A 23,309-nucleotide genomic window follows, 5' to 3' on the forward strand; every position below is an offset into this window, starting at 1 on the left:
CGCCTTTCGACAGGATGGCCCGCGCGCGGCTGCGCGCGGGCCGGGGAGGTCAGAAAAAGCCGAGCTTTTTAGGGCTGTAGCTTACCAGCAGATTTTTCGTCTGCTGATAATGGTCGAGCATCATCTTGTGATTCTCGCGCCCGATGCCCGACTGCTTGTAGCCGCCGAACGCCGCATGCGCGGGATAGGCGTGATAGCAGTTGGTCCACACGCGCCCGGCCTTGATCGCGCGGCCGAAACGGTAGCAGGTGTTGGCATCGCGGCTCCACACCCCGGCGCCGAGGCCATAGAGGGTGTCGTTGGCGATTTCGAGCGCTTCGGCATCGTCCCTGAAGGTCGTCACCGAAACGACGGGCCCGAAAATCTCCTCCTGGAAGATCCGCATCTTGTTGTGGCCCTTGAGCACGGTCGGCTTGATATAATAGCCGTCGGCAAATTCGCCGCCGAGCTCGGCCGCCGCGCCGCCGATCAGCACTTCGGCGCCTTCCTGCCGGCCGATGTCGAAATAGGAGAGGATCTTCTCGCGCTGTTCGGACGAGGCCTGCGCGCCGATCATCGTCGCGGGGTCGAGCGGGTTGCCCTGCACGATCGCCTCGACGCGTTTCAGCGCCCGCTCCATGAAGCGGTCATAGATTTTCTCGTGGATCAGCGCGCGGCTTGGGCAGGTGCAGACCTCGCCCTGGTTGAGCGCGAACATCACGAAACCCTCGATCGCCTTGTCGAAATAATCGTCGTCCTCGCGCAGCACATCCTCGAAGAAGATGTTCGGCGACTTGCCGCCGAGTTCGAGCGTCACCGGAATCAGATTCTCGCTGGCATATTGCATGATCAGCCGGCCCGTGGTGGTCTCCCCGGTGAAGGCGATCTTGGCGATGCGGTTCGACGAGGCGAGCGGCTTGCCCGCCTCCAGCCCGAAGCCGTTGACGATGTTGAGCACGCCCGGCGGCAGCAGGTCGGCGACCAGCTCGGCCCAGACCATGATCGACGCCGGGGTCTGCTCGGCGGGCTTCAGCACGACGCAATTGCCCGCGGCGAGCGCCGGCGCGAGCTTCCAGCACGCCATCAGCAGCGGGAAGTTCCACGGGATGATCTGCCCGACGACGCCCAGCGGTTCGTGGAAATGATAGGCGACGGTGTCGTCGTCGATCTCGCCCAGCGAGCCTTCCTGCGCGCGGATCGCACCGGCGAAATAGCGGAAATGGTCGATCGCCAGCGGCAGGTCGGCGGCCATCGTCTCGCGGATCGGCTTGCCGTTGTCCCACGTCTCGGCGGTCGCGAGCTTCTCCAGATTCGCTTCCATGCGGTCGGCGATGCGATTGAGGATCAGCGCGCGTTCGGCGACCGAGGTGCGGCCCCACGCGTCCTTCGCGGCATGCGCGGCATCGAGCGCCGCCTCGATATCGGCGGCGTCCGAGCGCGCGATCTGGCCGACCGGCTTGCCGGTGACCGGCGAGATATTGTCGAAATAGCGGCCCGAACGGGGGGCGACGAACTTGCCGCCGATGAAATTGTCGTAACGATCCGCAAACGGTGCCCGCAGCGTCGCGGCGCGGTCCTGAACCAAGGCGTCCATATCTCTGTCCTCTTCCCAAATGCAGCGCCGAATCGGGACCGGCGTTGTCGGGGGCGAGCATTTCACCCGCGCCGCGCAAACGAAAGCCGCCGGGATCGCGGGGCAAGCCAACCTGTCTCGCTGCCGAGACAGGTCGCGCCGGTCAGCCGCGCAGCCCCGCGCGCGCCATGCGGCGATAGAGCGTCGCGCGCCCGATACCGAGCAGCCGCGCCGCCTCGCTGGCATTGCCGCCCGCCTGCGCCAGCGCCTGGCGCAGGATCGTCCGGTCGGCCTGTTCGAACGACGGCGCCGCATCGCCGCCCATCAGTTGCGCGACCGGGCGCGGGCGTTCGAGCATCGCGTCGGTGACACCCAGCCGCTGGCGCGCCGCGCGGCTGGCGCCGATCACCAGGTCGTCGCGGTCGGCGGCCAGCAATTCCCAGCCGGCGGGTGCATCGCCGAGGAAGATGATCCGCGCCCCCTCGAAATGGCGGCAGAAATAGTCGCGCTCGATCCGCCGCGCCGCGTCGCGGACTAGCGCGCCGACTGCCTCGGCCATCGCCGGGCCATGGTCGTCGCGGCAGCTCGACACGTCGAGCGCCGCGATCAGCCGCCCGTGCGGGTCGTGCACCGGCGCATCCATGCAACTGATGTCGATGTTGCGGCTCGCGAAATGCTGGTCGCGGTGGATGATCACCGGCTTGTCCTCGAACAGACAGGTCCCGATGCCGTTGGTGCCCTCCTCGGCCTCGCCCCAGCGGCCGCCGGTGACCAGCCCCGCCTCGGCAAAGCCGCCCTCGTCGCCGTCGCCGATCCGGTGGTCGAGGATCGCGCCGCTCGCGTCGCTCAGAAAGACGCCGCAGCCCGACCGCCCGACCGCGCGGAACATCTGGTCGAGCACCGGGATAGCCACCGCCAGCAGCGGTTCGTGCGCCTCGCGCCGCTCGGCGATCGCGCGCGCATCGAGCAGCTCGCGCTTGCCTTCGGATGCGGGGTCGAGCCGGTGGTGCAGCGCCGAGCGGCACCACGACGCCGCGACCGGCGACACCGCCGCGCGGCGCGGCGAGCGCACCGTGTCGAACACCTGTTCGGCGTGCTGATGGGATGCCTCGGTCATCGATCCTCTCGCCGCCATCATGCGCTTTACCGCCGCCAGCGTCAAATCGGGTCGCGATCCGTGGCCTGCGCCGCCTTTCGCCGCTGCCGCCACGAAGGCGTCTTCTTCACTTCGGCTACCCCGTCTGCGACCGGCGGCGTCAGCGGCACCGCCGGCACCCGCTCGCCGCGCGCCTCGGCCGCCTCGATCCACGCCAGATAGGCGTCGGGAATATCGCCCCCCGCCGAAACCCAGTCGGCCTCGCCCGCAAAGCGCTGCACCGGCTCGGCATCGGCCGGCCCCTCATGCACCTGCAACGGCCCGTAATAGGGCATGGCCTTGTCATCCATCCGCACCAGTTCGACGCCCGGATCGCCGAGCTGCATCGCGATCGCGTCGGGTCCGCCCGCATCGACGGCGGCGATCAGCGCCCGCTGCCGTGCGGCGAGCGCGAGCAATGCCGCGTCGATCTCCGCCGTCGCCTGCGCGTCGAGCGCCACCCCGCCGAAACCGTCCAGCAGCGCCGCCGCCGCATCTTGCCCCGCCGCCGGATCGCCCGTCCCCGCCGCGCCCCCGTGGATCACCGTCCGCACCGTCGTCGTCGACGCCTCGGCCACCGCGCCCGCCGCCGCGGCGTCTCCGACGCCAACCTCCGTTTGTCCTGCGGAGCCGCGCAGCGGCGTCTCGAAGGACCCGGCACTGGCGCGCGTCGAGAAATAGTTGATCACCGTCCGCTTGCCGCCTGCATCCTGTCCGTAATGGCGCAGGCAGAACATCAGCAGCGCGTCATTGTACCGCCGCCGGAACCCCATCAGCTTCTCGCCGACAAAGACAGGCACCAGATAGCCGTCGATCGCGCGTTCGAACGCGATATCCTTCAGCCGCGCGACCCCGAAATCGAGCGCCGCCTCCCACGCCCGCCGAAAGCTCTCCGCGCCCGGCGCACGCCGCAGCGTATAGCAGTTCGTCTGCGCCATATTGACCATCGCGGCGGCGCGGCTGACCGACCCGGTATCGGCGAGCGCCCCGATAAACGCCTTCTGCCGCTCGGGCGTCCACCCGTCGTGCCGATATTTGCGCGGCACCGGCGTGAACTCGGGAAGCGGCGGCCGGGCTTCGGCCGCAATCGGTGTCCGATTCTGCATGATACGCCCTCCTGTTGGTCAAACCGGACAGGATATGACGGGGTGGAGGAATGTAGGAAAGGGGTTTGTTTATGGTTTGTTCTTCATTGATCGCTAGCGATTTTTCGCGCGACTTTAGCCAGTGTCTGTCTGATTAAGGTGGGCACCCTCTAAGAAGCGCGAAGATCTAGTTTGTAGGGTCAGGACCCATTAATTCCGCGTTCGAGGTTTGAGGCGATTTTGCTCAGGGCGAGGAGGAAAGGTGAGGGAATATGGATATATTTCGAACCTTTCCGACGAAGCCATGGGCAAAATCGGTCAAATCCCGAAGGGACGTCGAAATGGCTTCGATCTCCAGCCTGCGCGGCCTTGCGGGTAGCGATGCTACCCGCTGCATCCGCCCAAGCTGGATATCTTCGCCATTTCGACGCCTCGAACGTGGAATTAATGGGTCCTGACCCTAGGTCCCGAATTTTCCTGGGATACTGGGGCATTGATTTTCTCAGACAGGATCGCAATTAAAAGGAAATCTGGAGCGACATTTATGATACGAGCAAACGATCAGCTTATTTTTGAACCGCCGATTGCGGAATTTGTTGAATCCAGAAGCGAAGCATTTTACACAACATTTTCTGGCAGCAACAATAGTGGCAAGTCTCTAATATTGAAAAATGTAAAAATGCGATTAGGGCGGGGTGCTTACATGGCCGGTCCACATCGCTTTTATCACGTTACTGAAATTGCAACTCAGCGCTTTAATCCTAACGACTATGACAGTTGGCACAGCAGTTTTGTTAATGAGGCCAACAACGCCGAACATAACTATGAACATAACTACATCGATCTCGGGCGAATCATAGGCGGTCTAAAGGATGTAAAGCGGGCCAAGCTGTTTAAGCTGTGCGCTGAAATGATCGGGGTTCCCTTTGCACTGAAACGGCGTGATCCCGACAATGAGTTGTCTCCTAGGTACGTTGACATGGATGGCCAAAATTTGGCAACGGGTAGCACTGGAACGCGCCTATTGATGACCCTGCTGGGCCTGTGCTTGGATGAGCAATTTCAATATCTTCTTATAGACGAGCCGGAGCTTGGCCTATCGCCTAGACTACAAGGGGAGCTCGCTAGGTTTTTTGCGGACGCCGCCAAGCGGCAAGAGTTTTTCCCTCACTTGAAGGGGATATACGTCGCAACCCACTCTCATCTTATGCTCGACAAGCGGAACATCTCTAACAACTTCATTGTTACAAAAAATGGAGCCAAAATCGGCATCGAGCAGGTGACGACGGTGCCTCGGCTGCACAGCCTTCAGTTCAATATGCTCGGCAACAGCTTAGAGGATTTGTTCCTACCGGCCGCAATCGTAATTTGCGAAGGAAAGACCGACAGGCCGTTCATTGAGCGATCTTTTCAGCACCAATTTCCCGGTAGGCGCATACTCGTCATTGAGGGGCAGGGTGACGTGAAGCGCATATTTCGAAATCTGTGCACTTCGCTCGGAGACATTCGCAAAAGTCCTTTCCAAGAGCGGACCTTTATCGTGCTGGACTCAGTTCATACAGCAGGAACGGCAGCCGATCTTGTCGCCATGGGTGCGAAAGCAGCCAACGTTATAGTGTGGAATAAGAACGGCATCGAATATGTATATCCTCCTCAGTTAGTCGCCCAAGCGTTCTCGTGCGGCGTAAGTAACATTGAGGATATGACGATAGACGGTGACAATCTCACTATCGGGAATATGACTTTAAGAAAGATTGACCTGTCCGATCAGGTTTTGAGTGGCATTGGTCCGGATACGACGCACGCGGATGAATTTGTGTCAAAGCTCGTAACTCCTCTAGCGCAAGCTATCGAAGCTTAGGGTCGCCCCGTCGAAGCAGGCCATCCCCGGACGACCAATCACTGCCAGACCAAACTTTCATCCAACCTCCCGCCATTCCCCCAACGCCAGCTCCCCAATCTCCCACGCCCCGATCCGCCACCGCACCAGCCGCAGCGTCGGATAGCCGACCGCGGCGGTCATGCGGCGGACCTGGCGGTTGCGGCCTTCGGTGATCGTCAGTTCGATCCACGCATCGGGCACGCTCTTGCGGTATCGCACCGGCGGGTCGCGATCCCACAGCATCGGCGGGTCGATGCGGCGGACGGTCGCGGGGCGCGTCGGGCCGTCGTTGAGCGTGACGCCGCGGCGCAGCGCTTCGAGCGCGGCGTCGTCGGGCTCGCCCTCGACCTGCGCGAGATAGGTTTTGGGCGTCTTGTGCTTCGGCGACGAAATCCGCGCCTGCAGCGCGCCGTCGTCGGTCAGGATCAGCAGGCCTTCACTATCCCGATCGAGCCGCCCCGCCGGATAGACGCCGGGCACGTCGATATAGTCGGACAGCGTCGCGCGCGGCCCATCCGCGCTCGCGGTCATGCTCTTGTCGGTGAATTGCGACAGCACGCCCCACGGCTTGTTGAACAGGATCGTCGTCACAGCATCAGGCTCCGCGCCACCGCCTCGGCGACCTTGATGCCGTCGACCGCCGCCGACAATATGCCCCCGGCATAGCCCGCGCCCTCGCCCGCCGGAAACAGCCCCGCGGTGTTCAGGCTCTGAAAATCCTCGCCGCGGGTGAAGCGCACGGGCGAGGAGGTGCGCGTCTCGACCCCCGTCATCACCACATCGGGATGGTCGTATCCCGCGATCTGGCGCCCGAACACCGGGATCGCCTCGCGCATCGCCTCGACCGCGAAGGCGGGCAGGCATTGCGCGAGGTCGGTCGGGGTGACGCCGGGGCGATAGGAGGGGACGACGCTGCCGAGCGCGGTCGACGGGCGCCCCTTCAGAAAGTCGCCGACGCGCTGCGCGGGCGCGCGATAGTTCGATCCGCCCGCGACGAAGGCGAGCGATTCCCAGTGCCGCTGGAAGGCGATGCCCGCGAGCGGGTCGCCGGGATAGTCGCGCGCGGGGTCGATCGCGACAACGAAGCCCGAATTGGCGTTGCGTTCGTTGCGCGAATATTGGCTCATGCCGTTCGTGGCGACGCGGCGCTCCTCGGACGTCGCGGCGACAACGGTGCCGCCGGGGCACATGCAGAAGCTGTAGACGGTGCGGCCGTTCTTGCAGTGGTGCGAGATATGATATTCGGCGGCGCCGAGGATCGGATTGCCCGCGTCGGCGTCGAAGCGCGAGGCGTCGATCCACGATTGCGGATGCTCGATGCGGACGCCGATCGAAAAGGGCTTCGCCTCGACATGCACCCCCGCCGCCTGCAGCATCGCGAAGGTGTCGCGCGCGCTGTGGCCGATCGCCATGACGACGCGGTCGGCCTCGATATGGGTGCCATTGCTCAGGTGCACGCCCTGGACGCGGCGTTCGCCCGCGCCGTCACTGGCGATATCGAGCCCGTCGACCTTGTGCTGCCAGCGATATTCGCCGCCCAGCCCCTCGATCGTCTCGCGCAGGCTTTCGACCATCGTCACCAGCCGGAAGGTGCCGATATGCGGGTGCGCCTCGGTCAATATTTCGGGCGGCGCGCCCGCCTTGACGAACTCGGTCAGCACCTTGCGGTCGAGATGCCGCGGGTCCTTGATCCGGCTGTAGAGTTTGCCGTCGGAAAAGGTGCCCGCGCCGCCCTCGCCGAACTGGACGTTCGATTCGGGGTGGAGCACGCCGCGCCGCCACAAATCCCATGTATCCTTCGTGCGCTCGCGCACGATCTTGCCGCGGTCGAGGATGATCGGGCGGAAGCCCATTTGCGCGAGGATCAGTCCGACGAACAGCCCGCACGGCCCCGCGCCGACGACGACCGGCCGCTTGATCCCCTTCGGCGCCTGCGTGATGAATTTATACGCGGTGTTCGGGGTCTGCTGGACGTTGCGGTCCTTGCGAAAGCGCGCGAGCACCGCACCCTCGTCCTTCACATTGACGTCGACCGAATAGATCAGCTTGATGTTCGTCTTGTCGCGCGCATCGTTGGCGCGGCGCGCGACGACGTGGCGGATCAGCTCGCGCGGGGAAATGCGCAGCCGCCTGCAGATCGCGGCGGGCAAATCCTCCGGCGCATGGTGCAGCGGCAAGGTCAGTTCGGTCAGGCGAAGCATCGTCCGCCTGTAATGCTGAACCCGGCCGGGGGAAACGCCGTTCGAAAAGAAAAGGGGCGGCCATCGCTGACCGCCTCCTGATCCTTATGCCGCTTCCTTCTTGCGCGACGCTTTCTTGCGCTCGTGCGGATCGAGCAGCGCCTTGCGGATGCGGATGTTCTTCGGGGTCACTTCGACCATCTCGTCGTCGTCGATATAGGCGATCGCCTGTTCGAGCGTCATGCGCTTCGGCGGGGTGAGGCGGATCGCGTCGTCCTTGCCCGTCGAACGGAAGTTCGTGAGCTGCTTCGACTTCATCGGGTTGACCTCGAGATCCTCGGGCTTGGCGTTCTCGCCGATGATCATGCCCTCATAGAGCGCCTCGCCGGGCGAGACGAACAGGATGCCGCGCTCTTCGAGCGGGCCGAGCGCGTAGGCGACGGCCTCGCCATTGCCGTTCGAGATCAGGACGCCATTCTTGCGGCCTTCGATGTTGCCCTTGTGCGGGCCATATTTCTCGAACAGGCGGTTCATGATCCCGGTGCCGCGCGTGTCGGACAGGAATTCGCCATGATAGCCGATCAGGCCGCGCGAGGGCCCCGAGAAGGTGATGCGCGTCTTGCCGCCGCCCGACGGGCGCATGTCGGTGAGGTCGGCCTTGCGGATCTGCATCTTCTCGACGACCGTGCCCGAATGTTCGTCGTCGACGTCGATGACGACGGTTTCATAGGGTTCGGTGCGCTTGCCGGCCTCGTCCTCGCCGTACAGCACCTTCGGGCGGCTGATGCCAAGTTCGAAGCCTTCGCGGCGCATCGTTTCGATGAGCACGCCGAGCTGGAGCTCGCCGCGGCCCGCGACGTCGAAGCTGTCCTTGTCGGCGCTTTCGGTGATGCGGATCGCGACATTGGTTTCGGCTTCGCGGAGCAGGCGGTCGCGGATCATGCGGCTCGTGACCTTGCTGCCCTCGCGGCCCGCCATCGGCGAGTCGTTGACGGCGAAGCGCATCGACAGCGTCGGCGGATCGATCGGCTGCGCGGCGATCGGCTCGCTGACGCTGGTGTCGGCGATCGTGTTCGCGACGGTCGCGTTGGTCAGGCCCGCGATCGCCACGATGTCGCCCGCTTTCGCTTCCTCGACGGGGACGCGCTCGAGCCCGCGGAACGCGAGCAGCTTCGACGCGCGGCCGGTTTCGATCACCTTGCCGTCCATGTCGAGCGCGTGGATCGGCTGGTTGACCTTGACCGTGCCCGACTGGACGCGCCCGGTCAGGATGCGGCCGATGAAATTGTCGCGGTCGAGCAGCGTCGCAAGGAAGGTGAAGGGCGCATCCTCGTCGAGGCCAGGCGTGGGCACGTGCGACACGATCGTCTTGAACAGCGGCTCGAGCGTGCCTTCGCGTGCGTCGGGGCTTTCGGAGGCATAGCCGCCGCGGCCCGAGGCATAGAGGATCGGGAAGTCGAGCTGTTCGTCATTGGCTTCGAGCGCGAGGAAGAGTTCGAACACTTCGTCGAGCACTTCGGCGGCGCGCGCGTCGCTGCGGTCGATCTTGTTGACGACGACGATCGGCTTAAGGCCGAGCGCGAGCGCCTTGCCGGTCACGAACTTGGTCTGCGGCATCGGGCCTTCCGCCGCGTCGACGAGCAGGATCACGCCGTCGACCATGCTGAGGATGCGCTCGACCTCGCCGCCGAAGTCGGCGTGGCCCGGCGTGTCGACGATGTTGATGCGCGTCTGGTCGGCGCCTTCGCCCCACTCGACGCTGGTGCACTTCGCGAGAATGGTGATCCCGCGTTCCTTTTCGAGGTCGTTCGAATCCATCGCACGCTCTTCGACGCGCTGGTTGTCGCGGAAGGTGCCCGACTGGCGGAACAGCTGGTCGACGAGGGTCGTCTTGCCATGATCGACGTGTGCGATGATCGCAATATTGCGCAAAGACATGCGGAAAAAGCCTTGATGGAAGGAGGCAGCGCCCGAGGCGCCGCGAAACGCCGCGCCCCTAACAGAAGCGATGCTGCGGCGCAACGAAATTGCCGAAGTTGGCGAAGGTGCCGCACAGCGTGACGCGGCGAAGCAAAGTTTCAATAATTATTGAAACTTCAGAAATTATCCCGTATTTGAGTCGCGTGGAACCGTCGTCCGCCCCCGACTCTCTGTCTCCGCCGTGCCGGCTCTCCCCGCTAGCGCAGGCGTTCGTCCTGCATTTCGGCGAGATGGGGAGTCGCTGGGGGATCAACCGCACCGTGGGGCAAATCTATGCGATGCTCTTCCTCGCCGAGGTGCCGCGCCATGCCGAGGAGATCAGCGAGGCGCTGAGCCTGTCGCGCGGCAGCGTGTCGATGGGATTGAAAGAGCTCGCAAGCTGGAAGCTCGTCCAGCTCCGCCACCTGCCCGGCGACCGGCGCGACTATTATGAGACGCCGCGCGACGTCTGGGCGATTTTCCGCACGCTGGTCGAGGAGCGCAAGAAGCGCGAGATCGACCCGACGCTGACGACGCTGCGCGGGCTGATGCTGGAGCCCGCGACCGACCCCGCCGACCGCTTCGCGCAGGAACGGATGGCGGCGATGCACGAACAGATCGAGCTGCTCACCGACTGGTATGCCGAAATGCAGCGGCTCGACAACGAGCGGCTGCTGCAGCTTTTGCGGTTGGGGTCGCGTGTGGTAAAGGCGCTGGAGTTCAAGGACCGGATGCTCGGCCGCGGGAAAGGCCAGGGTTTGAAGGAGATCGACGATGGACGCGATTGACCCGCTGATCCTCGCCCGCATCCAGTTTGCCGCGAACATCAGTTTCCACATCCTCTTCCCGACGATCACCATCGCGCTCGGCTGGGCGCTGCTCGGCTTCAAGCTCGCCTATAATCGCACGAAAGACGGCGCGTGGATGAACGCCTATCGCCTGTGGGTGAAGGTCTTCGCGCTGAGCTTTGCGATGGGCGTCGTCTCGGGCATCACGATGAGCTTCCAGTTCGGCACCAACTGGCCGGGCTATATGGAAAAGGTCGGCAATGTCGCGGGGCCGCTGCTCGCTTATGAGGTGCTCACCGCCTTTTTCCTCGAGGCGGTGTTCCTCGGCATCATGCTGTTCGGTTTCAGCCGCGTCCCCAATTGGGTGCACACGATGGCGACGCTGCTGGTCGCGGGCGGCACGACGCTGTCGGCCTTCTGGATCATCGTGCTCAATAGCTGGATGCAGACGCCGGTGGGTTACGAGATCCGCGACGGCGTCGTCCACGCGACCGACTGGTGGGCGATCGTCTTCAATCCGTCGATGCCCTATCGCCTCACGCACATGCTGCTTGCCTCGGCGCTCACCGTATCCTTCCTGATCGCGGGGATGAGCGCATGGCGCTGGTTGAAGGACGGCGGCGGCGAAGGCGTGCGGCGGACATTGAAGGCCGCCATCTATGCCGCGGCGCTGTTGATCCCGGTGCAGATTTTCATCGGCGACCAGCACGGGCTCAACACGCTGGAACATCAGCCGCAGAAGGTGGCGGCGATGGAGGCCAATTGGGAAACGCGCAGCCATGTTCCGCTCGTCCTCTTTGCCATCCCCGACAGCGAGGCGCGCACCAATCATATGGAAATCGCGATTCCGTCTGGCGCCAGCCTGATCCTCAAGCATAGCCGCAGCGGCGTCGTTCCGGGGCTCGACGATTACCGCGGCAATCACCCGCCCGTGGCACCGCTGTTCTGGGGCTTTCGCATCATGGTCGGCATCGGCGTGCTGATGCTCGCCGTTTCGTGGCTGGCGGCGTTCCGCATCGCCCGCCGCGGCGTCGACGGCTTGCCGCGCTGGCTGGCATGGGTGCTCGTGGCGATGACCTTCGCCGGGTGGGGCGCGACGCTCGCGGGCTGGTATGTGACCGAGATCGGGCGCCAGCCATGGCTGGTCTCGGGCGTGCTGAAGACCGCCGACGCGGTCGGGCCGGTCGGATCGACGATGGTCGCGAGCTCGCTGACGCTCTATCTCGCGGTCTATGCGGTGCTGCTCGCCGCCTATATCCTCGTGCTCTATCGTCTGGCCCGGATGGGCAATGCGGCCCCCGATGCCAAGCCGATGTTCCCGATGCCGGGCGGCGGCGAAGGCGCCGCGAAAGCGCTGGAGATGAAGCCATGACGCCCTTCCTCGCAGCCCCCTATCTGGCCATCATCTTCGCCGGGCTGATGGGCCTCTCGATCCTGCTCTATGTCATCCTCGACGGTTACGACCTCGGCGTCGGCATGCTGACGCCGCTCGAAAAGGACAAGGAACGCGATCTGATGGTCGCGTCGATCGGCCCCTTCTGGGACGCCAACGAGACCTGGCTGGTGCTCGGCATCGGGCTGCTGCTCGTCGCCTTTCCGGTCGCGCACGGGCTCATCCTGACCCAGCTTTACCTGCCGGTCGTCCTGATGCTCGTCGGGCTGATCCTGCGCGGGGTCGCCTTCGAATTCCGCGCCAAGGTGCCCGCCTATCACAAGCATTGGTGGGACAAGGCGTTTTTCGGCGGCTCGCTGCTCACCGCGCTTTGCCAGGGCTATATGCTCGGCGCCTATGTGCTGGGTTTCGACCAGAGCGTGGCTGCGGTTGCGTTCTGCCTGCTCGCGGCGCTCGGTCTCGTCGCCGGTTATCTGTTCATCGGCGCCTGCTGGCTGATCTACAAGGTCGAGGGCGAGCTGCAACAGCGTGCGGTGCGCTGGGCGCAGGTCACGCTGTGGCTGACCGCGCTTGCGATGGCGGTGATTTCGGTCGCGACCCCGCTGATGTCGGAACGGATTTTCGAGCGGTGGTTCGGCCTGCCCGAGATTATCGCGCTGCTGCCGATCCCGATTGCCGCTGCGACGCTGTTTATCGGCCTTGCGATCTTCCTTCGCCGTCCGCTGCGTCCCAACGACGAACTGTCATGGGTGCCGCTCGCCGCGGCAGGCCTGTTGTTCGCGCTCGGCTTCGTCGGCATCGCCTACAGCTTCTACCCCTATCTGATCGCCGACCGGCTCGACATCTGGCAGGCCGCCGCGAGCCCGGAATCGCTGAGCATCATCCTGATCGGCGCGCTGTTCGTGCTGCCGGTGATCCTCGGCTATTCGATCCTCGCGCACTGGATTTTCCGGGGCAAGGCGACGCATCTCAGCTACGAATGAGGCAGGGCGAGGTTGCGCTGCTGTAATCGGCGCCCCAGCGGCGATAGCCCGCCGTGTCGATATGAAAGCGCGTGATCGTGTAGATGCCCAGCCCGACCTTGTCGCGCGCGCCGGTACGGGCATGGAGCGGGCAGAGCCTGGCGATCAGGTCGGCGCGCGAAAGCGCGCGCACCGGCATCAGGTCGAGCGCGGCGAAGCGGAGGTGGCGACTCGCCCTGGCGCCCCTGAAACAGCTATTGGCGGCGGGGTCGCGGTAGCCCGAGACGACACGGAGCGGGCCGGTGACGGGGACCAGTTCGTCGCGGATGTAACGCAAGGTCGGCACGATCGCCGGCCAAAGCCGGCGCGGCGGGACGGCGAAAGGCTGGGCCGCCTTGCACGTCCGCCAGCGCGCGTCGCTGCGCAGGATATCGGCGAGCGGGAGGATATCGGCGACGCCTTCGCGTTGCAGATAGGCCTCGATGGCGACCACCTCGTCCTTCGCCGCGCCGAGGCGCCAGACGGCGAACAGGTCGGCATCCTGCTGCGGCACCGTGCGCGCGATGGGGGCACCCGAGCGGGTCAGCAGCAGCCAGATTGCGGCAGCCGCGACGATCAGCAACAGCGCGGCGGCCAGCGCCCGCTTCACAGCATCATGACCAGCCGCTCGACCTCGGTCGCCGCCAGTCGGGCCGCGCGGATCAGGTTCGCCTGAAAATCGCCGCCGCTGTCGCCGTTCGCCTCGTCGGTGACCGCCTTGATCGCCGCCCAGGGCTTGCCCAGCCGCGCGGCGGCCTGCGCGACCGCGCCGACCTCCATGTCGACGAGCGTCGCGCCGAGCGACCTGAGGTCGGCGGCGGCGTCGGGGCAGGCGACGAAACTGTCGCCGCTGGCGATGCGGGCGTGCGGCAGGCCGAGGCCGGGATCGGGCATCGCCGAAAAATGTGCCTCTGCGGGCTCGCCCATCGGCCATTCGCCGGCGCGGTAGCGGTGAAACAGCCCGGGATGCGTCGCGCCATAATCATGCTGGAGCGCCTCGGCAAGCCAGTAGGCGCCGGGTGCCGCGCCGAGCGCGCCGCAGGTGCCGCTCATCATCAGCAGATCGGCCTCGGCACCGAGCAGGCCCGCAGCCAGCGCGGCGTTGACCTTGCCGAGCCCGCAGGTGGCGATGGAAAGATCGTGGCCGTGCGCGACGAGGCGGCGGATGGCAAACGGGCCTGCTTCGTGCTGTCCGCTGGCGGGAAACAGGGCGTCGGCCTCTTCGGGCAGCGCGGCGAGAATCAGGATGCGAGCCATCGTGCCGGTCTATCGCGCCGTGCGGCCTTGCCAAGCGCGCATCGCGCCGCCATCGCTCGTGCCGATGATTTCGCGTATCTTCCCCGACCGTTTCGTCCCCGTGCTGTTTGCGACGGTCCTGCTCGCCAGCCTGCTGCCGGTGCGCGGCGCGGCGGTGCCCGTCGCGCAGGGCGTTTCCACCGCGGCGATCGTCTTTCTGTTTTTCCTGAACGGCGTCCGCTTGCCGCGCGAGGAGGTGCTGCACGGCATCCGAAACTGGAAATTGCAGGGCGCGGCGCTCGCTTTCTGCTTCGGCGTCATGGCCTTGCTCGGTCTCGCAGCGCAGGCGGCGACCGCGCCGCTGCTCCCCGCGACGCTCGCGCTCGGCTTCCTGTTCCTCGGCATATTGCCCTCGACCGTCCAGTCGGCGACCGCAGCGAGCAGCCTTGCCGGGGGCAATGTCGCGGCGAGCGTCGTCGCGGCGGCGCTGCTCAATCTCACCGGCGTCGCGCTGTCGCCCTTGCTCTTCGCTGCGCTCGCCGGCAGCGCGGGCGAGATTCACGGCGAGGCGGTGCTGCGCATCGTGTCGATCCTGCTGCTGCCGTTCGTCGCCGGGCAGCTCGTGCAGCGCTGGCTGCGGCCGCGGGTGCTCGCGCATCGCGGTCTGGCCACCTTCATGGACCGCAGCGCGATCGCGATCGCGGTCTATGTCGCCTTTTCGGCGGCGGTCGTCGCGGGGATCTGGCAATTGCTCGACGGACGCGAGGTCGCGATCGTCGGCGCCGCGGTCGCCATATTGCTCGCGCTGTCCTTCGGCGGCGCCTGGCTGTCCGGCGGGCTGCTGAAGCTCGCGCGCGCCGACCGCATCACTTTGCTCTTTTCGGGCGCCCAGAAAAGCATCGCGGTCGGCGCGCCGCTCGCCGCGACGCTGTTCCCGCCCGCCGTCGCCGGCATGGTGCTGGTTCCGATCCTCGTCTATCATATGGCGCAGCTGATCCTGTCGGCATGGATCGCGCCGGTGATGAAGCAGAATTAGCGGTGCCGGCCCGCTCCCCCACCCAGCCTCCCGACAGACTATGCTATGGGAGGCTGGGTGGGGCAGCGGGCCGGCACCGCGACCATCGTTGGTGTAGTGCTTGAATAACACAGGTCCGCGTGCCATATAGGGATGCGGCGCCTTGGCAGACTTGGGTGCTTGGAAGGAAGACGAATGAGCGAAGCGACCGCAACGGCCACCGCGACCGACGAACTGAAGCTGACCCCGCCCGATCCCGTGCCTGTGGTCGCGCCCGAAAAGGCCGCCGGTCTTGTCCCGCTGTCGACCGAGCAGAAATCGAAGCTCGAGGAACGCGTCGACGGCTTCATCGACGACCTCGTCGCGCAGGACGTCAATTCGCCCGCCTTCGGGCAAAAGGTCGACCAGATCACCAACATGGGCCGCAAGGAAATGCTGGAGGCGGCGAACCAGTCGAACCGTTTCCTCGACCGCCCGATCAAGGCGATGGACCGCGACACCGACATCGGCCAGAATCTGATCGAGCTGCGGAACACCGTCGAGCGGCTCGATCCGTCGGCGAACGGCAAGTTCCTGACCAAGCGGGGATTTTTCGACAAGCTCTTCGGCGGCAAGGTCGGCAATTATTTCGCGCAATATCGCAGCGCGCAGACGCATATCGGCGGCATCCTGACCGCGCTGGCCAACGGCAAGGACGAGCTGTTGATGGACAATGCCGCCATCGACGTCGAACGCCGCAAGCTGTGGGAAGTGATGGGCAAGCTCGAGCAGATGGTCCACATCGCCCAGACGCTTGACGAAAAACTGGAAGCGAAAGCGAACGAACTCGACGGCGTCGACCCCGCCAAGGCCAAGGTGATCCGCGAGAATGCGCTGTTCTATGCCCGCCAGCGGACGCAGGATCTGCTGACGCAAATGGCGGTGACGGTGCAGGGCTATCTGGCGCTCGACCTCGTCAAGAAGAACAATGTCGAGCTGGTGAAGGGCGTCGACCGCGCCTCGACCACCACCGTCGGCGCGCTCAAGACCGCGATCACCGTCGCGCAGGCGATGACGAACCAGAAGCTGGTGCTCGAACAGATCACCGCGCTGAACACGACGACCGCGAACATCATCGATGGGACGTCGAAAATGCTCAAGGACAATACGGCGCGCATCCACGAGCAGGCGGCGTCGAGCACGATCCCGATGGAAACGCTGCAGCGCGCCTTCCAGAATATCTATGACACGATGGACGCGATCGACACCTTCAAGCTGAAGGCGCTCGACAGCATGAAGACGACGGTGACGACGCTGGAGGGCGAGGTCGCGAAGTCGAAGGGCTATATCGCGCGCGCCGAGGGCGCGAGCCAGGCGCAGGCGAGCGTCGGCGGCGCCGACAGTCCGCTCGCCGCACTCGAAGGCTAGGCGGACCATGAGCATGAGCGAAGTCGACAAGGTCCGGTTGTCGGCGGCATCGGCGATCGAGCGGTCGCGCGAGCGGCGACGCCCGATCGGCACCAAGAGCGTCGCGCTGCGCCGCCAGCATTTGTACAAGAAGCTCGGCCGGGTGCTCGTCGCGGGCGGTATCGTGCTGATCGGCGCGGCGCTGTTCGGGGCGCTGATCCAGCCGCTTGGCTTCGTCGGCCTGCTCGCGCTGTTCGTGCTGTTGATCGGGGTCGCGGTGCTGTTCGGCAAATGGCCGCCCTTTCCCGAACCGCGCCAAGCCGATTTACCCAAGGCCGATCTGAAGCAACTCGCGGGGCGTACCGAAATCTGGCTCGAGGCGCAGCGGCCGGCGCTCCCGGCGCCGGCGCGCCAGCTCGTCGACGGCATCGGCGTCCAGCTCGACCTGCTTGCGCCGCAGCTCCAGACGCTCGATGCGGCGAGCCCGGCGGCGGCGAATATTCGCAAGCTCGTCGGCGAAGACCTGCCCGAACTCGTTGCGGGTTATCAGCGCATCCCGGCGGGCCTGCGCGGCGAGGCGCATGCCGGGCGGACACCCGACGAGACGCTCATCGGCGGGCTGAAGACGCTCGAAAGCGAGATCGGCCATGCGGCGCGGAGCCTTGCGGCGGGCGAACTCGACAAGCTCGCGACGCGCGAGCGCTATCTCCAGCTCAAATATCAGGGGCTGGAGGGCGAAGACGCGCCGGGCGGCGGCGCCGTTTAGAGCCCTTCGCCCGCGACCCAGTGCGCGTTGACCAGCCGGCGCGCGAGCGCGCCGACCTGGATGCGGATATCGGGGACGGCGACCACTTCCCACAGATCGCCGCGGGTCATCGGCCCGATCGCAAGGATATGTTCGGAGGCGTGGCCCTTCGCATCGACGACATGCCCGTCGCGGTCGATGTCGAGCCCGAGCCGCAGCGCATCGGGACGGATGCGACCGGCGGCGAGCATGCGGCGGACGAGCGGATCGGACGAGCGCAGGAGGTCGCCCTGCGGCCCGGTGCAATTGATCATTCGCGCGGCGTAAAGGGTTTCGATTGCATCGGACCCGCGCGGCCGCCAGTCGACGGCCAGCGCGTCGGGGTTGGCGCGCACGGCGGCGATCTTGCCGGCGCGGAAGACGAGCTGCCCCGACTGGACGAGCGCGTCGATGCGGTCGGCAACCGCGGGCGCGAGGCGGTGGCGATGGACGTCCCAGAAGGGGCGGAGATGGCGGAGGAACCGCGCGCGCTTTTCGGCATCGGCCGAGGCCCACATCATCTGGGTGATCGGCCGGATCGAATCGACGGCGAGCCGCCAGTCGTGCCGGTCCGCTTCATCGCGCGCCCAGTGCACCAGTTCGGAGAGTTCGGGAGCGGGCTTTGCCAGCACCGGCCGCGGACGCGGCAGCCCGTCGAGGTGGCGATGGGGCCGCAGCCCGCGCCGCGACAGCGCGACGATCGGGCCGGAAAAGCCCTGCGCGGTCAAGCGCAGGATGACGTCGACCGCGGTCAGCCCGGTGCCGATGATCAGCACCGGATCGTCGTTTGCCAGCCCCTCGGTGAAATCGCCCGCCCAGGGATCGCCGATATAGCGGTGCGCGGGCAGTCCGGCGCCGGCGACCGCGGGCGGGTCGTGCGGCGGCAGGTTGCCGATCGCGAGCACGGCGCGGTCGGCTTCGATCAGCCCGCCGTTGACCAACCCCAGCGTGACCTGTCCGCCGCGCTCCTCGATATCGAGCACCTCGTCGTCGACGAGCTTCAACCGCCGGCCATAGCGCTCCATCGCCATGGCCAGCGCCTCGCGCAAATAGCGGCCATAGGTTGCGCGGGTGACGAAGGCGGTGTCGCAGCCCAGCCCGCGCGCGGCCAGCCAGTCGCAGAAATGGTCGGGCCGGTCGGCAAAGGCGCTCATATTGCCGGCGCGGACGTTGAGGAGGTGGGCGCTCTCGCTGCTGCTATAGGCGACCCCGGCGCCCATCCGGTGCCGGTCGCGTTCGATCAGCAACACCTCGACATCGGCCTGTTCGAGCAGGTTCAGCGCGAGCATCGTCCCCGAAAAACCGGCGCCGACGATCGCGACGCGCGTCGCGGTGCGGAAACGCGGGCGCGGCGCGTGCAGTTCGGTGGTGACCAGATTCACCGGGTGACCACGTCGCCGGAAACGGTCACGCGCTCGAGCACGCGATGCTCGGGCCAATAGTCGCCGACCGCATAATGCTGGGTCGACCGGTTGTCCCAGATGCCGATCGCGTTCGCCGTCCAGCGAAAGCGCACCTGATATTCGGGCACCTTGATCCGGTCGAACAGCAGGCGGAGCAGGCTGTCGCTTTCCTCTTCGGGCAGGCCGACGATGCGGCTGGTGAAGGTGTAGTTGACGTAGAGAATCTTTTCGCCGGTTTCGGGATGCGTGCGCACCACCGGATGCTGCACCGGCGGAAAATCCTGCGCAAGCTGGGCCCGTTTTTCCTCGCTGACGCGGCCGCCGAAGCTGCGGACGATGTCGTGTTCGGCCTCCAGCCCCTCGATCCGGTCCTTCACCGGTTGCGGCAGTCCGGCATATGCGGCCACTGTGTCCGCCCACATCGTATCACCGCCCAGCGGCGGCAGGATGCGGGCACGCAGGATCGACGCGATCGAAGGCCGCTCGCGAAAGGTCACGTCGGTGTGCCATTTGTTATAGGCCTGAAAGGGTGCCAGCGTCGCGGCGGTGAGCTGGACGCCTTCGACACCCTCGATGCGCAGGATCTCGGGATAACCCGCCACCGACGGGATCACCGGGTGCCCCTCCAGTTCGCCGAACAGCCGGCCGAGCCGGACATGGCTTTCATGGCTGATGTCCTGATCGCGGAAAAAGACGACTTTGAACCGCAGCCAGGCGGCGCGCAGCAGGTCGGCCTCTTCGGACGACAGCGGCCGGTCGAGGTCGAGGCCGCCGATTTCGGCGCCGATCGTCGGGGTCGCGGGCAGGATGGCGATGCCAAGCGAGCGGGCGGCCTCGAACAGGTCGGGGGTATCAAGCTGGGTGGCCATGGGGCTCCTTTCGGTCGATAACGGGCGCGCTCGGTCGACTCGGATCACGTCCCGATCGGACCGGAACATAATTCAACTAATTTAATTGACAAGTCTATCGCGATAAGATGCGCCGGATGTGCGGCTGGCTGCGTTCCGCAGGCAAGGCGGCTTTGGGGTGGATTCCTGACCGTCCTCTATTTCCGTTCGTGTCGAGCGAAGTCGAGACACCCGTCGGCCTTACGCCCAGCCTGAGGGGCATCTCGACTTCGCTCGATGCGAACGGGTAAGGTTGGCCCAAACGGCAAAAACCGGCCGAAACCCGCCATCGACGCCATCGATGGCTGGCGCCATACCCATATCTCGGCCATGCAGGCGCCATGGCCGACGACACCCCCGCCCCGCTGCTGAAGGACATCCTCGGCCCGCAGGCTTTGACGATCATCGCCGATGCGGGGGCGGACGTTTCGCCGCTTTTCGATCGCGCGGCCTTCCTTGCCGCCGCGTCGGACGGGCTGGGCGAGCTGTCGATCATGGAGCGGGTGCGGCATATCGCCGATGCGCTCCATGCCGCGCTTCCCGGCGACTATGACGCGGCGCTGGATGTGCTGCGCGCGATGGCGCCGCGGTTGACGCATGGTTTTCAGGCGGTCGCTCTTGCCGAATATGTCGGGCGATACGGCCTCGATCATTTCGCCGCGTCGATGGAAGCGCTCGCCGACCTGACGCGTTTCGGCACCGCCGAGTTTGCGGTCCGGCCCTTCCTTGCGCAAGACGCCGGCCGGACGCTCGCCGTCATGGCCGGTTGGGCGGCCAGCGACGACGAGCATGTCCGCCGCCTTGCCAGCGAAGGTTGCCGGCCGCGGCTGCCGTGGGCGGCGCGCGTTCCGGTGCTCAAGGCCGATCCGACGCTGGCGGCGCCGATCCTCGAGATGCTGAAGGCCGACCCCAGCCTTTATGTCCGCAAATCGGTCGCGAACCATCTCAACGATATCGCGAAGGATCGGCCCGACTGGCTGCTGGCCCGCCTTGCAGGCTGGCCCGTGGACAATGTGCATACGCTCTGGATCGTCCGCCACGCGCTGCGCACGCTGATCAAGCAGGGCGATCCGCGCGCGCTGGCGCTGATCGGGGTGCGGCATGGGGCCGCCGTTGCGGTGCGCCGCTTTGCTGTCGAACCGCAGGCGGTGCGGCTTGGCGATACGCTGTCGATCGGTGCCGAACTGCGCTCGACCGCGGGCGAGGCGCAGCGGCTGGTCGTCGATTACCGCATCCATTACGCCCGCGCCGGCGGCAAGGTCGGCGCGAAGGTCTTCAAGCTCAGGACGTTCGACCTTGCCACTGGTGCCGATGCTGCGCTGGCGATCCGGCAGGTCATTCGCGATTTCAGCACCCGCCGCCACTATCCGGGCCGGCACGAGGTCGAACTGATCGTCAATGGCGAGACGATGGCCCGCGCGGCTTTCGATATCCTGCCGCCGCACTGAGCTCGCCGGTTCGGCCGGGGCGGGTCAGCGCCGTCCGCGCTGCCGGTTCGCGCGCGCGAGCAGCGCCATCGCGGCGAAGCCGCCGAGGCTGGCGAAGCCGAGCGCCTCGACCAGCCCGTAGCCCGAACCGAGGACGGCGCAGGCGAGGACGGTCGCGATGACCAGCATTGCCCATCCGGCCCGTTTGAGCAGCCGGCTTTGCCCCGCCGGCAACGCGCGCCCGAACAGCGCCGATTGATGCCGCGCGATGCCGGCGCACAGGCAGACGAGGCTGGCCGCGGTGAGCAGGAGGAGCGCGAGGTGGATCATGCCGGGGCGGCGTCCCGGCGGCGGCGGCGTGGCGTTTCTTCCGCGGCGCGCCGGACGATGCGGCGATGTGCGGCCCAGAAGCCCGCGGCGAGGACGAGCATTGCGAGGTCGAAACCGGCGAATATCCACTCGCCCGCCGCGAGGCTGGCGAACAGGCCGCGGTCGGTGGTCAGCGCGTTGACGACGGGGACGGCGGCGAACAGCGCCGCGGTTGCCGCCGTCGTTTCGGCCCAGGCGCGCTGCGGCGGGCGCACCGCGGCCCAGACGAAGACGGCGAGCCAGGCGAGGAAAAGGCTGTCGATCTCGTGGTCGGCGCGGCCGGCGAGCGCGACGGGAAGCAGGCGGTTGGCAAGGAAATAGACGGCGATGCCGAGCGGCAGTCCGACGATCGCGCCGATGTTGAGTTTCTCGACCAGCCGGAAGCCGAAATGCGGCTTGTCGGGATCGGCCAGCCGGGTGCGCCGCTTGACCGTCCACAATATCAGCCCCGATGCGACCATCACGCAGCCGGCAAGGCCCGACAGCAGGTAAAGCCAGCGCAGCACCGGCCGGGCATAGCGGCCGGCGTGGAGGCCGATCATCACCCCTTCGGTGGTCGTCGCGGCACCCGACGGGTCGTGCCGGCCGACCACCCGCCCGGTGACGCCGTCGAAAGTCAGCGAACGCGGCCGCGCCGACAGGCTGTTGTCGACGCCGCTCGATACGATCACCTGCGCGCTGCGGTCGCCGGGGTTGAGGATGCGGACACCGCCCGCCGCGGTGCCCCACTGGTGTTCGGCCGCCGCGACCATCGGTCCGATCGGCGCGAGGGGAGCGGGACCGCTCTTTTCGGGCGGATCGGGATAGGGGAAGGCGGCGGCATAGAATTTGTCGGTGTCGGCGTAATTGGCCGCGATCCCCCATGGCATATAGTGCGTCGCCAGCGATACGAGGCCGGTATAGGTGATCATCAGGATGAAAGGCAGGAACAATACGCTCGACGCATTATGGACGTCGAGCCAGCTCCGCTGCCCCTTGCCCAGCCGCAGCATGAAATAGTCGGCGATGATCTTCTTGTGCGTGACGATGCCCGAAAGGATCGCCACCAGCATCGCAATCGCGGCAATCCCGACCAGCCACCGCGCCCAATACCAGTTGATGTAGTGCAGGTCGTAATGGAAGCGGTACAGGAAATAGCCGCCGCGCGTATCGCGCGCCGTCACTTCGCGGCCCTGCCGGTCGAGCCGCGCCTCGGTCGGTGCGTCGGCGGGGGCGTCGGGGCCGTTCGCCCAATAGAGTTGCAGGCCCGGCGCGCGCTGGCCGGCGCGATAGATCGACCATTCGGTCGCACCCGGCGCCTTGCGCGCGAGCCAGTCGGCCGCCGCGGCATAGCTTTTGTCGCTGTCGACCGCGATGCTGCCGATCTCGGGCGTCATCCACTGGGTGGTCTCTTCCTGGAAATAGGCCGAGGTGCCGGTGACGAAAATGGCATAGAGCAGCCAGCCGAGCACCAGCCCCGTCCAGGTGTGGAGCCACGCCATCGATTGCCGCAACCCGCCCTTCACAGCCGCCCGCCCCACAGGATGAGCAGCCAGTCGGCGAGTGCGAGCGCGGCGCCCGCACCGACCATGACCAGCCACAGCTTTGCGGTCGAGCGCACCGCAAAGCACAGCATCGCGATCAGCGCGAAGATCGCGAAGGACATCAGGGTCGCGCCGACCGACGCCTGCGCCGGGCCGCCGGGCAGGATGCGCGCGAGCCAAACCGTAAGCAGCGCGGTCAGCGCATAGTTCAGCGGCACCGCGGCCAATATCCGCAGCATCACGTCGCGCCGATTCGCCCCTCGCAATTTTTCCGCCGCCTTCGCCATCGCGGCCCCTGTCGCAA

The 23,309-nt window shown here is 66.1% G+C and carries 21 protein-coding genes; 8 read left to right on the plus strand and 13 right to left on the minus strand.

Translation table 11 applies throughout. The annotated features are described in order from the left end of the window. Nucleotides 1-49: 49 nt before the first annotated feature. The 3 genes from adh to AN936_RS21075 form a co-directional block, all read right to left on the minus strand. Nucleotides 50-1,573, minus strand: a complete 1,524-nt coding sequence (gene adh, locus AN936_RS21065) for an aldehyde dehydrogenase (RefSeq protein ID WP_054589790.1) — start codon at nucleotides 1,571-1,573, stop codon at nucleotides 50-52. 142 nt (nucleotides 1,574-1,715) lie between these two features. Beyond that, nucleotides 1,716-2,669 carry a GAF domain-containing protein gene (locus AN936_RS21070; RefSeq protein WP_054590473.1) on the minus strand — a complete coding sequence of 318 codons (954 nt, stop codon included), beginning with the start codon at nucleotides 2,667-2,669 and terminating at the stop codon, nucleotides 1,716-1,718. A 41-nt stretch (nucleotides 2,670-2,710) separates the two neighbouring features. Then, nucleotides 2,711-3,793 carry a hypothetical protein gene (locus AN936_RS21075; protein WP_054589791.1) on the minus strand — a complete coding sequence of 361 codons (1,083 nt, stop codon included), beginning with the start codon at nucleotides 3,791-3,793 and terminating at the stop codon, nucleotides 2,711-2,713. 523 nt (nucleotides 3,794-4,316) lie between these two features. Here AN936_RS21075 and AN936_RS21080 point away from each other — a divergent pair. Continuing rightward, nucleotides 4,317-5,633, plus strand: coding sequence for an AAA family ATPase (locus AN936_RS21080; RefSeq protein WP_084758571.1), 1,317 nt, complete (start codon nucleotides 4,317-4,319; stop codon nucleotides 5,631-5,633). A gap of 57 nt (nucleotides 5,634-5,690) precedes the next feature. Here AN936_RS21080 and AN936_RS21085 read toward each other — a convergent pair whose 3' ends face one another. The 3 genes from AN936_RS21085 to typA all read right to left on the minus strand — a co-directional run bounded on the left by AN936_RS21085 (nucleotide 5,691) and on the right by typA (nucleotide 9,772). Continuing rightward, entirely contained in the window at nucleotides 5,691-6,245 is a 555-nt protein-coding gene (locus AN936_RS21085; RefSeq protein WP_054589793.1) for a pseudouridine synthase, read from the minus strand. Further along, nucleotides 6,242-7,855 (minus strand): NAD(P)/FAD-dependent oxidoreductase, encoded by a 1,614-nt coding sequence (locus AN936_RS21090; protein WP_054589794.1) that lies wholly within the window; start codon nucleotides 7,853-7,855, stop codon nucleotides 6,242-6,244. The genes AN936_RS21085 and AN936_RS21090 overlap by 4 nt, the downstream gene beginning before the upstream one ends. Nucleotides 7,856-7,939: 84 nt before the next feature. Then, nucleotides 7,940-9,772, minus strand: a complete 1,833-nt coding sequence (typA, locus tag AN936_RS21095) for a translational GTPase TypA (RefSeq protein WP_054589795.1) — start codon at nucleotides 9,770-9,772, stop codon at nucleotides 7,940-7,942. Between the two features lie 272 nt (nucleotides 9,773-10,044). Between typA and AN936_RS21100 the strand changes: the two genes are divergently transcribed. Genes AN936_RS21100 through AN936_RS21110 form a run of 3 tightly spaced genes read left to right on the plus strand, consistent with a single transcriptional unit; the run spans nucleotide 10,045 to nucleotide 12,957 of the window. After that, nucleotides 10,045-10,581 carry a GbsR/MarR family transcriptional regulator gene (locus AN936_RS21100; protein WP_054589796.1) on the plus strand — a complete coding sequence of 179 codons (537 nt, stop codon included), beginning with the start codon at nucleotides 10,045-10,047 and terminating at the stop codon, nucleotides 10,579-10,581. After that, complete coding sequence (locus AN936_RS21105) at nucleotides 10,568-11,953, plus strand: cytochrome ubiquinol oxidase subunit I (protein ID WP_201782948.1); 1,386 nt, start codon at nucleotides 10,568-10,570, stop codon at nucleotides 11,951-11,953. Before AN936_RS21100 ends, AN936_RS21105 begins: the two co-directional genes overlap by 14 nt. Then, nucleotides 11,950-12,957 (plus strand): cytochrome d ubiquinol oxidase subunit II, encoded by a 1,008-nt coding sequence (locus AN936_RS21110; protein ID WP_054589797.1) that lies wholly within the window; start codon nucleotides 11,950-11,952, stop codon nucleotides 12,955-12,957. The genes AN936_RS21105 and AN936_RS21110 overlap by 4 nt, the downstream gene beginning before the upstream one ends. Here the strand turns inward: AN936_RS21110 and AN936_RS21115 are convergent. After that, on the minus strand, nucleotides 12,944-13,585 hold the full coding sequence (locus AN936_RS21115) for a D-Ala-D-Ala carboxypeptidase family metallohydrolase (RefSeq protein WP_054589798.1): 642 nt from the start codon (nucleotides 13,583-13,585) through the stop codon (nucleotides 12,944-12,946). The genes AN936_RS21110 and AN936_RS21115 overlap by 14 nt on opposite strands. Beyond that, nucleotides 13,582-14,232: a 5'-methylthioadenosine/S-adenosylhomocysteine nucleosidase gene (locus tag AN936_RS21120; RefSeq protein WP_054589799.1), complete on the minus strand. Its 651-nt coding sequence runs from the start codon at nucleotides 14,230-14,232 to the stop codon at nucleotides 13,582-13,584. The genes AN936_RS21115 and AN936_RS21120 overlap by 4 nt, the downstream gene beginning before the upstream one ends. A 64-nt stretch (nucleotides 14,233-14,296) precedes the next feature. Here AN936_RS21120 and AN936_RS21125 point away from each other — a divergent pair, with 64 nt between their 5' ends. The 3 genes from AN936_RS21125 (at nucleotide 14,297) to AN936_RS21135 (ending at nucleotide 17,378) form a co-directional block, all read left to right on the plus strand. Continuing rightward, nucleotides 14,297-15,247, plus strand: coding sequence for a bile acid:sodium symporter family protein (locus AN936_RS21125; protein ID WP_054590474.1), 951 nt, complete (start codon nucleotides 14,297-14,299; stop codon nucleotides 15,245-15,247). Nucleotides 15,248-15,421: 174 nt separating this feature from the next. Then, complete coding sequence (locus AN936_RS21130) at nucleotides 15,422-16,633, plus strand: toxic anion resistance protein (protein ID WP_054589800.1); 1,212 nt, start codon at nucleotides 15,422-15,424, stop codon at nucleotides 16,631-16,633. Nucleotides 16,634-16,646: 13 nt separating this feature from the next. Then, on the plus strand, nucleotides 16,647-17,378 hold the full coding sequence (locus AN936_RS21135) for a hypothetical protein (RefSeq protein ID WP_234715668.1): 732 nt from the start codon (nucleotides 16,647-16,649) through the stop codon (nucleotides 17,376-17,378). Here the strand turns inward: AN936_RS21135 and AN936_RS21140 are convergent. Both AN936_RS21140 and AN936_RS21145 read right to left on the minus strand, forming a co-directional pair. After that, entirely contained in the window at nucleotides 17,375-18,778 is a 1,404-nt protein-coding gene (locus AN936_RS21140; protein WP_234715669.1) for an FAD/NAD(P)-binding protein, read from the minus strand. The two genes, AN936_RS21135 and AN936_RS21140, sit on opposite strands and share 4 nt — an antisense overlap. Then, nucleotides 18,775-19,668 carry a TauD/TfdA dioxygenase family protein gene (locus AN936_RS21145; RefSeq protein ID WP_054589802.1) on the minus strand — a complete coding sequence of 298 codons (894 nt, stop codon included), beginning with the start codon at nucleotides 19,666-19,668 and terminating at the stop codon, nucleotides 18,775-18,777. The genes AN936_RS21140 and AN936_RS21145 overlap by 4 nt, the downstream gene beginning before the upstream one ends. Nucleotides 19,669-20,027: 359 nt before the next feature. Here AN936_RS21145 and AN936_RS21150 point away from each other — a divergent pair, with 359 nt between their 5' ends. Continuing rightward, the gene (locus tag AN936_RS21150) at nucleotides 20,028-21,134 is read left to right on the plus strand and encodes a DNA alkylation repair protein (protein ID WP_054589803.1); all 1,107 of its coding nucleotides are present in this window, start codon (nucleotides 20,028-20,030) and stop codon (nucleotides 21,132-21,134) included. A 24-nt stretch (nucleotides 21,135-21,158) separates the two neighbouring features. On the opposite strand, the gene AN936_RS21155 is transcribed toward AN936_RS21150, so the two are convergent. Genes AN936_RS21155 through AN936_RS21165 form a run of 3 tightly spaced genes read right to left on the minus strand, consistent with a single transcriptional unit; the run spans nucleotide 21,159 to nucleotide 23,292 of the window. After that, nucleotides 21,159-21,443: a DUF3325 domain-containing protein gene (locus tag AN936_RS21155; protein ID WP_054589804.1), complete on the minus strand. Its 285-nt coding sequence runs from the start codon at nucleotides 21,441-21,443 to the stop codon at nucleotides 21,159-21,161. Next, complete coding sequence (locus tag AN936_RS21160; RefSeq protein ID WP_234715670.1) at nucleotides 21,440-22,963, minus strand: PepSY-associated TM helix domain-containing protein; 1,524 nt, start codon at nucleotides 22,961-22,963, stop codon at nucleotides 21,440-21,442. Before AN936_RS21160 ends, AN936_RS21155 begins: the two co-directional genes overlap by 4 nt. 20 nt (nucleotides 22,964-22,983) lie before the next feature. After that, complete coding sequence (locus AN936_RS21165; RefSeq protein WP_054589806.1) at nucleotides 22,984-23,292, minus strand: hypothetical protein; 309 nt, start codon at nucleotides 23,290-23,292, stop codon at nucleotides 22,984-22,986. Nucleotides 23,293-23,309: the final 17 nt, after the last annotated feature.

It is taken from the genome of Sphingopyxis macrogoltabida, from assembly GCF_001307295.1.
In the GTDB taxonomy this organism is placed as follows: Bacteria; Pseudomonadota; Alphaproteobacteria; order Sphingomonadales; family Sphingomonadaceae; genus Sphingopyxis; species Sphingopyxis macrogoltabida_B.

What these genes read in the sequence shown, in the direction of transcription:
- adh (WP_054589790.1), bottom strand. Translation starts at nt 1,573, where the DNA reads ATGGACGCCTTGGTTCAGGACCGCGCCGCGACGCTGCGGGCACCGTTT.
- AN936_RS21070 (WP_054590473.1), bottom strand. Translation starts at nt 2,669, where the DNA reads ATGACCGAGGCATCCCATCAGCACGCCGAACAGGTGTTCGACACGGTG.
- AN936_RS21075 (WP_054589791.1), bottom strand. Translation starts at nt 3,793, where the DNA reads ATGCAGAATCGGACACCGATTGCGGCCGAAGCCCGGCCGCCGCTTCCC.
- AN936_RS21080 (WP_084758571.1), top strand. Translation starts at nt 4,317, where the DNA reads ATGATACGAGCAAACGATCAGCTTATTTTTGAACCGCCGATTGCGGAA.
- AN936_RS21090 (WP_054589794.1), bottom strand. Translation starts at nt 7,855, where the DNA reads ATGCTTCGCCTGACCGAACTGACCTTGCCGCTGCACCATGCGCCGGAG.
- typA (WP_054589795.1), bottom strand. Translation starts at nt 9,772, where the DNA reads ATGTCTTTGCGCAATATTGCGATCATCGCACACGTCGATCATGGCAAG.
- AN936_RS21100 (WP_054589796.1), top strand. Translation starts at nt 10,045, where the DNA reads ATGGGGAGTCGCTGGGGGATCAACCGCACCGTGGGGCAAATCTATGCG.
- AN936_RS21105 (WP_201782948.1), top strand. Translation starts at nt 10,568, where the DNA reads ATGGACGCGATTGACCCGCTGATCCTCGCCCGCATCCAGTTTGCCGCG.
- AN936_RS21110 (WP_054589797.1), top strand. Translation starts at nt 11,950, where the DNA reads ATGACGCCCTTCCTCGCAGCCCCCTATCTGGCCATCATCTTCGCCGGG.
- AN936_RS21120 (WP_054589799.1), bottom strand. Translation starts at nt 14,232, where the DNA reads ATGGCTCGCATCCTGATTCTCGCCGCGCTGCCCGAAGAGGCCGACGCC.
- AN936_RS21125 (WP_054590474.1), top strand. Translation starts at nt 14,297, where the DNA reads ATGATTTCGCGTATCTTCCCCGACCGTTTCGTCCCCGTGCTGTTTGCG.
- AN936_RS21130 (WP_054589800.1), top strand. Translation starts at nt 15,422, where the DNA reads ATGAGCGAAGCGACCGCAACGGCCACCGCGACCGACGAACTGAAGCTG.
- AN936_RS21135 (WP_234715668.1), top strand. Translation starts at nt 16,647, where the DNA reads ATGAGCGAAGTCGACAAGGTCCGGTTGTCGGCGGCATCGGCGATCGAG.
- AN936_RS21145 (WP_054589802.1), bottom strand. Translation starts at nt 19,668, where the DNA reads ATGGCCACCCAGCTTGATACCCCCGACCTGTTCGAGGCCGCCCGCTCG.
- AN936_RS21150 (WP_054589803.1), top strand. Translation starts at nt 20,028, where the DNA reads ATGGCCGACGACACCCCCGCCCCGCTGCTGAAGGACATCCTCGGCCCG.
- AN936_RS21155 (WP_054589804.1), bottom strand. Translation starts at nt 21,443, where the DNA reads ATGATCCACCTCGCGCTCCTCCTGCTCACCGCGGCCAGCCTCGTCTGC.
- AN936_RS21160 (WP_234715670.1), bottom strand. Translation starts at nt 22,963, where the DNA reads ATGGCGTGGCTCCACACCTGGACGGGGCTGGTGCTCGGCTGGCTGCTC.
- AN936_RS21165 (WP_054589806.1), bottom strand. Translation starts at nt 23,292, where the DNA reads ATGGCGAAGGCGGCGGAAAAATTGCGAGGGGCGAATCGGCGCGACGTG.